This is a genomic window from Jiangella anatolica (assembly GCF_003236295.1).
GTDB lineage: Bacteria > Actinomycetota > Actinomycetes > Jiangellales > Jiangellaceae > Jiangella > Jiangella anatolica.
Genome location: NZ_POTW01000091.1, coordinates 22,239 through 29,012 on the forward strand (window position 1 = coordinate 22,239; position 6,774 = coordinate 29,012).

General features: G+C 71.9%; 5 protein-coding genes and 1 pseudogene. 3 read left to right on the forward strand and 3 right to left on the reverse strand.

Going from position 1 to position 6,774, the window contains the following annotated elements:
* The first annotated feature begins 5 nt into the window (after positions 1-5).
* Positions 6-1,340 carry a prolyl oligopeptidase family serine peptidase gene (locus C1I92_RS26555; RefSeq protein ID WP_199521617.1) on the forward strand — a complete coding sequence of 445 codons (1,335 nt, stop codon included), beginning with the start codon at positions 6-8 and terminating at the stop codon, positions 1,338-1,340.
* Positions 1,337-2,269, forward strand: a complete 933-nt coding sequence (locus tag C1I92_RS34050) for a dihydrodipicolinate synthase family protein (RefSeq protein WP_158564290.1) — start codon at positions 1,337-1,339, stop codon at positions 2,267-2,269. Before C1I92_RS26555 ends, C1I92_RS34050 begins: the two co-directional genes overlap by 4 nt.
* A gap of 4 nt (positions 2,270-2,273) precedes the next feature.
* Here C1I92_RS34050 and C1I92_RS26565 read toward each other — a convergent pair whose 3' ends face one another.
* Together C1I92_RS26565 and C1I92_RS26570 are read right to left on the reverse strand one after the other, a co-directional pair.
* Entirely contained in the window at positions 2,274-3,104 is an 831-nt protein-coding gene (locus C1I92_RS26565; RefSeq protein WP_111257647.1) for an amidohydrolase family protein, read from the reverse strand.
* Positions 3,105-3,113: 9 nt separating this feature from the next.
* Positions 3,114-5,276, reverse strand: coding sequence for a glycoside hydrolase family protein (locus C1I92_RS26570; protein ID WP_111257648.1), 2,163 nt, complete (start codon positions 5,274-5,276; stop codon positions 3,114-3,116).
* A 228-nt stretch (positions 5,277-5,504) separates the two neighbouring features.
* Here C1I92_RS26570 and C1I92_RS26575 point away from each other — a divergent pair, with 228 nt between their 5' ends.
* The gene (locus C1I92_RS26575; RefSeq protein ID WP_111257649.1) at positions 5,505-6,323 is read left to right on the forward strand and encodes an IclR family transcriptional regulator; all 819 of its coding nucleotides are present in this window, start codon (positions 5,505-5,507) and stop codon (positions 6,321-6,323) included.
* A gap of 331 nt (positions 6,324-6,654) precedes the next feature.
* Here the strand turns inward: C1I92_RS26575 and C1I92_RS35075 are convergent.
* Positions 6,655-6,774, reverse strand: a pseudogene (locus C1I92_RS35075) (IS30 family transposase); the annotation flags it as partial.

The following is a 6,774-nucleotide window of genomic DNA, read 5'->3' on the forward strand; positions in this document are numbered from 1 at the left end:
GGGACATGACGAATCTCTCCAGGCGCACGGTGCTCAAGGGCACCGCGGCGTCGTTCGTGGCGGCCGGCACGGCGGGCGCCCTGACCAGCACCGCCGGCCCGGCCCAGGCGGCGCCGTTCTCCGTCGTCTACGGGACCGCACCGGGGCCGGCGGGCGACGTGGGGTACGGGCTGCTGGGGACCATCCCGTCGGCGCCGGCGCCCACGCTGGTCATCCTCTCCCTGACGATCGACCGGGCGCTCACGAGCAGCCACCTGCAGGCCGGCACGATCCTGGTGGAACCGCCGGCGAACTACCTCTGCGTCTCCATCGACCCGCCCTGCCACGGTGGCCACCTGTATCCGGGCAAGTCCGAAGGGCTGCCGGGCTGGGCGGAGCTCGCGGTCGACGAGCACGACTTCGTCGCCGACTTCAACGTGCGCCTGAAGCAGGTGCTGGACCATCTCATCGACGTGGAGCAACTGGTCGACCCGGACCGCATCGCCGTTGCCGGTACCTCCCGCGGCGGCTTCCTGGCGCTGCGCTACGCCGCGTTCGACCCGCGCGTGGCCTGCGCCGTGGGGTACGCGCCGGTGACGGACCTGCGGCAGCTGAGCGAGTTCGCGATCGCCGCGTCGGTGCCGTTCGTCGACGAGCTGAGCCTGGCGGCGCACCTCGACCCGCTGGTCGGGCGCCCGGTGTACATCGTCATCGGCGACCGCGACGTGCGCGTCGGCACCGACTCAGCGATCGAGGCGGCCCGGGCACTCAGCGCCGCCGCGGTCACCGGACTCCCCGTGGCCGACATCGTGAACCCGTCGTTCGAGGACCTGACCGGCGGCTGGCCGGCGCCATGGACGATGGACCCGCTGCCGAGGACGCAGACCGCCGGTCCCAGTACCGCGCAGGCGCATACCGGGACCCGCAGCCTGCGGGTGGAGAACGTGAGCGGCACCGGGGTCGCGGTGCGCACCCCGCGGCTGCCGGCCGAGCCCGGTTCGCAGTACACGGCGACGAGCTGGGTGTACACCGAGTCCGGCACACCGGCCACGATGTTCCTGGAGTTCTTCAAGGCCTCCGGCGCCCGCGTCGCCTACGAGTTCGTGGCGCCCGCGGCGAGCAGCACCTGGGAGGACGTGTCCGTCAGCGCGGTGGCGCCGGCCGACGCGGTGACCGTGGACGTGATGATCTATGGCGCCATCCAGGCGGCGGGCGTCTCGTACCACGACGACGTCACCCTGACGCGCAGCGTGGCCAGCGAGGTGGAGTTGCACGTGCTGTCCGAGCCGGACGGGCACACGACACCGCCGGGCGCGCCGGAGCACTCCGCGGCCTGGATCGAAGGGCACGTGGGTCCTTGAGCACAGACGACGCGAGATACCCACGCACGATCCTGGCCGCCTGCTGCGTGCCGTGGGACGAGTCCGGCGAGCTGGCCGAGGAGCTGTTCCGGGCCAGCATCGCCGACCAGGTGGCGCAGGACCTGCGCCACCTGTACGTCTTCGGCACCGCGGGCGAGGGCTACGCCGTCGACGAGCGCCGCTTCGACCAGGTCGTGGACGTGTTCGCGGACGAGTCGCGGCGGCACGGCGTCGATCCGATGGTCGGGCTGATCAGCCCGTCGCTGCCGGTGGTGATCGGCCGGATCGAGCGCTGCGTCGCCCGCGGGATCCGGTCGTTCCAGCTGTCGCTGCCGTCCTGGGGCGCGCTCAACGACGTCGAGCTGGCGACGTTCTTCGCGCAGACCTGCGGGCGCTTCCCGGAGGCGGAGTTCCTGCACTACAACCTCGTCCGGTCCGGCCGCATCCTCACCCCGGACGACTACGCCACGCTGGCGGCGGCGCACCCGAACCTGGTCGCCGTCAAGCACACGAGGGCCGACTACGCGACCGTGCACGGGCTGTTCGCCAAGGCGCCGGCGCTGCGGCACTTCTTCACCGAGGCGACCTACAGCTACGCGAGCCTGGTCGGCCCGGCCGCCTTCCTGGTGTCGATCGCGTCGGTGCGGCCTCAGCTGGCCCGCGAGTACTTCGACGCCGGGGTCGCGCGCGACACCGACGCCCTGCTGGCGACCTGTGCGCAGCTGCTCGAGCTGAGCGGCGAGCTGCGCCGGGCGGTCGGGCCGGGGCCGCACATGGACGGCGCGTTCGACAAGATCTTCGCCAAGGTGCGCGACCCGCGGTTCCCGCTGGCGCTGCTGCCGCCGTACCAGGGCGCCTCCGACGCGGCCTACGAGGCGTTCCGGGCCGCGCTGGCGCAGCGCCACGCCGACTGGCTGGAGCGGCCCTGATCCGTCAGGGCCGCTCCAGGCCCAGCAACTCGAGGCTGTTCCGGTGCAGGATGTCCTCGATCGTCTCCGGCTCGATCTGGGGGAACGGCGACCAGTCCTTGCGGGCCATCGCGCGCAGCCCCTCGATGCCCTGCCGCGGCGTCCAGATCGGGTAGTCCGAGCCGAACATCAGCTTGTGCACGACGTCCCACTCCTGGGCCCGGACGATGGCCTGGTAGCCCTCCATCGTGCGCAGCCACATCGCCGACACGTCCGCGTAGACGTTGGCGTGCTTGCGCAGCACGATCACGCACTCGCGCTGCCAGGGGTGCGACATGTGCGCCAGCACCATCCGCACGTCCGGGTGCCGGCGGGCCAGTCCGTCGTACACCAGCGGATGGCTCAGCTCCAGGATCGCATCCTTGGAGGCGCTGGTGCCGGTGTGGATGAGCAGCGGGACCCCGAGCCTTGCCACCTCGCGGAAGAACGCGTCGTGCTTGGGCTCGCGCACGTCGAAGCCGGCCAGGATCGGGTAGAGCTTCACGCCCTTCAGCCCGCGCGCGAGGCCGTCCTCGAGCTGGTCCATGACGTCGTCGTCGCACAGGTCCAGCGCCATGTAGCCGATGGCGGGCCGGGTGGTCTGCTCGACGAAGCCGGCGACGTACTCGTTCGGCGTCGCCACGCCCAGCCGGGTCGCGCGCAAGCCGACGACGATCGAGACGTCGACGTCGGCCATCGCCTCGTCGTACTTGTCCGGCGGGTTCTCCGGCCGGCCGCCGTAGATCCGGGCCCGGTCCTGCTCGTACCGGCCGTGGTGGGCCGAGGTGTTGCAATGGGTGTGCACGTCGACGATCAACGGGTCTCCTCAGCCTCGTCCGATGTCCGAGCGGGCCGCGGCGACCTGGATCGCCTGCGCCTCGCTCCTCCTCAGCAGTCCGGTGGTGCGCCAGCGCTCGGCCACGCCCCGGACGGTGCGGACGAACGCCGCGTGGTCGCGGAACGGCCCCTCCGCCCACACCTCGTCGACCAGCGTCCGCTCGTCGTCGCCGGCCCGGTTCTCCACGCCCGAGTCGGCGCCGCCGAAGGCGACCGTGGCCGCGTCGGCGACGGTGAACGAGTACAGATCGCCGCCGGTGAGGTGGAACCGGATCCGCAGCGGCTGACCGGCGATCGCGGCGAAGTCGGCGCCGTCCCACGTCAGCTCCGCCTTCAGCTGGTCGCCGGTGACCGGGTTCGAGTCGGCCAGGCCGAAGCCGGGCAGCGGGTCGCCGGCGGCGTCGAGGATCTCCGCCCGCAGCGAACCGCCGCTGCCGAGATCGGCGTTGACGAACAGCGAGTCGCCGGACACGTCCAGCTCCTTGGTGGTCAGCGTGCCGGTCGTGGCGCCGGCCCGCATGGACACCCAGCCGTCCTTGCGCCAGCTGACCCTGCCGATGGCGGCGCTGCGCTGGCCGCCGGGCACACCGTGCGTGTCGTCCCAGCCGCCGTAGTACATCGACACCTCGGTGTCGGTGACGATGAGGTTGCTGCTGGTGAAGATCATCCCGTCGTCCCAGGTCCCGTCCGGCCCGAGCTCGACCACCTGCGACCTGTCCGGGCGGTGCCAGTGCCGCAGGTCGCGGGACGCGGCGATCTGCACGTACGACGGCCCGTCGACGCCGCCGCCGGTGGTGCCGTCAGGCGCCAGCTCGGTGATCTCCAGGAGCCACGGGAACCCGACGTAGTCGTTCCCGTAGGCCATGGCCGGCAGTCCGTAGGTCTGCGCTTCCAAGGAGCCGTTGTCGTAGGCGGTCTGCCGGTCGATGTCATCCGCGGCCAGGGCGTATTCCGGCGTCGACCAGTGCACGAAGTCCGTGCTCGTGGAGAGGAAGAACGCCCGGACCCCGTAGGGCTGCTTGGACATCGCGATGAACCGGCCGTTCTCCTCGTCGTAGTCGACGGTGATCACGTCGGCGGCGGGCAGCGCGGGGTTGACCGGCGAGGGCGTCCAGGTGAACCCGTCGGGGGAGAAGAACGCCTGGTAGGTGCGCGGCGGATTGACGAGTTGCAGCAGCTTGTAGCGGCGGTTCGGGTCCGGGTCGTGCGGGTCGTAGACCACCCCGCCGCCACCGCCGGGTGCCATGAGGATGTTGTTCGCGGTCGATCCCTGGTAGGTCACCAGGCCGAGGTCCGGCTTGGTCCAGGTGAGGCCGTCGTCGCTCTCGGCGTACAGCAGCCGCCATCCGCCGCTGATACCGGCGTACCACATGCGGTACTTGCCGTAGGACGGGTCGTAGAACGCCGAGCCGTAGAGCTGCACCATGTTCGACTCCCACGGCTCGGTGGGGGTGAGAACGGGGCCGGTCTTGGTGCCGGGATGCACGACGCGCTCCAGATCGGTGACCGAGTCGATGCGGTAGTCGTCGATCAGCAACTCCTGCTGCTGGCCGAGCACCGGATCGTAGACCTCGGGCGCCTCCTCGCGCAGTTCCAGGTCGTCGACCAGCGTCGTGCCGCCGCCCGTGGCGTTGGCACGGATCATCACCACCACCTTGGTGGCAAACGGTGGGGCGGCCAGTTTGACGTCGAGCTGTTGCCAGCCCGACGAGCCGGCGGGCAGCTCGATCTGGCGGTCGGCGACGCGCACGTTGTCAGCACGCCGGTACTGGATCATCAGCGACGCCGAGGTGCCGGCCTCGAGCTCGAGCCGGCCGCGGATGGAGAGGCGCTGCTCCTGCACGATCGGCGTCGCGCTGCTGACCACCGTCACCGTGCTGCCGGCCGGCTGGATGACGCGCAGGCTCTGGTCGCCGGCCGCGGCGTCGGCGGCGGTGACGAGGGCGGAGCCGCCGGTGCCGGTCGTGGTGACCGTCCAGCCGGTCGGCGCCGCGCCGGCCGGGGAGTCCTCGAACGAGGGGTTGACGATCGGGTGCTGGGTCTCGGCGAGCTGCGCGCCGGGCGCCGGCGTCGCGGACCCGCCGGGCACGGCGCCCACGAGCAGGGCCGCGGCCGCCAGCAGGGCGAGGGTACGTCGGTGCGGGCGTCTCATCGTTCACTCCTCGGAGGCGGGGGCGAAACGGTGGAACATGACTATATGGAATCTCGTGCCATGTCAATGGGACGTGGTGAGCGGCCCGGCCAGCCTGCGGGTCTCCGTCCTGGCCAGCGCTGATCGGCGGCGGCGGGGGCCGGTGTTAGTCTGCTCGGAGCGGCCGAGGTCGACCGAACTCGGGCGATTTTGTGGAACCAGCTTCCACACCTGCGAGAGGGGAAGGCCATGGAGACGTCCGCGAGCGGCGACCGCGCGCACTACCACTCGCACGCGCTCACCCGCGGGCTGCACCTGCTGGTGCGGGTCGCCACCGGGCCGGGGCCGGTGACGCTCACCGACCTGCACGAGACCACGGGACAGCCGAAGAGCACGCTGGTCCGGCTGCTCGCGGTGCTGGAGGAGCAGGACTTCGTGCTGCGGGTCGACGACCGGCCGGCGTTCGTGCTCGGCCACGGCGTGCTGCCGATCGTCACCGCCTACCTGGAGAGCGGGACGCCGGTCGACCTGCTCCGGCCCTACGTCCGCTCGGTCGCGCACGAGGTCGGCTGGACGGCGAAGTACGCGGCCCTCGACGGCGCCGCGAGCGTCGACCTGTGCGTCGAGTTCCCGGACCGGCCGGTGCACTTCACCGGCAAGGAGGGCGGACGCTCACCGGCGCACGCCGCGGGCAGCGGCAAGGCGATGCTGGCCGCGCTGACCGACGACGCGGCGCGGGATCATCTCCCGCCGGAGCCGTTCGCCCGCCTCACCGACCGCACCATCATCACCGGCCGGGCACTGGAGGCGGAGCTGCGCCGCATCCGCGACCGCGGCTACTCCGTCGACGACGAGGAGTGCGCCCGCGGCCTGCGCTGCGTCGCCGTCGCCATCCGGGTCGGCGGCGAGCTGCGCGGCGCCCTCGGCGTCTCCGGCCCGGCCGCGGAGCTGACGCCGGAGCGCGAGTCCCAGGTCGCAGCGACGCTGCGCGACGTGAGCGCGGACCTGGCCGCCGACCCGCGGGTCGGCCCGGCGCTCGCGTTGTTCGTCAAGGTCGCGGCGCGCTGACGCGTTGGTCGCGCTGGCCGCGTTGGCGCGCTGGCCGCGTTGCCGCGTTGGCCACGGTGCCGCAGTGGGCCGTTGTGCTGCCGTTGGCCGTCCCCCTGCTGCCCATTTTCTTGGCCGGGCCGACGCGCCTCAAGTCCGCGCCCTTCGTGGCTGGTGTGGTCTGTGGTTGCGGGGCGCGTACTTGACCCGCGTCGTCCCGGCCAAGAACGGGCAGCTATCAGGGGGACGGGGGGAGTCTGGGCACGCCTCGCCGTTGGCTGCCCCCGCTCCGGTCCGCTCGCCCCCTGTGGATTCCCATGATCATCAACCTTTTGGGCTGCTATCGGCAGGCTCAAGTGGTGGTTGCAACGAGCAGCTGGTTGAGCCGCTGGGCTGGAGTCTGCCAGTTCAGGGTGTGGCGGGGGCGGGTGTTGAGTTGGTCGGCGACGGTGTCGAGGTCGGCCTGGGTGAG

Excerpts from the sequence above, each read along its gene's own strand:
- C1I92_RS26575 (WP_111257649.1), top strand. The coding sequence starts at position 5,505 with ATGGAGACGTCCGCGAGCGGCGACCGCGCGCACTACCACTCGCACGCG.
- C1I92_RS26570 (WP_111257648.1), bottom strand. The coding sequence starts at position 5,276 with ATGAGACGCCCGCACCGACGTACCCTCGCCCTGCTGGCGGCCGCGGCC.
- C1I92_RS26555 (WP_199521617.1), top strand. The coding sequence starts at position 6 with ATGACGAATCTCTCCAGGCGCACGGTGCTCAAGGGCACCGCGGCGTCG.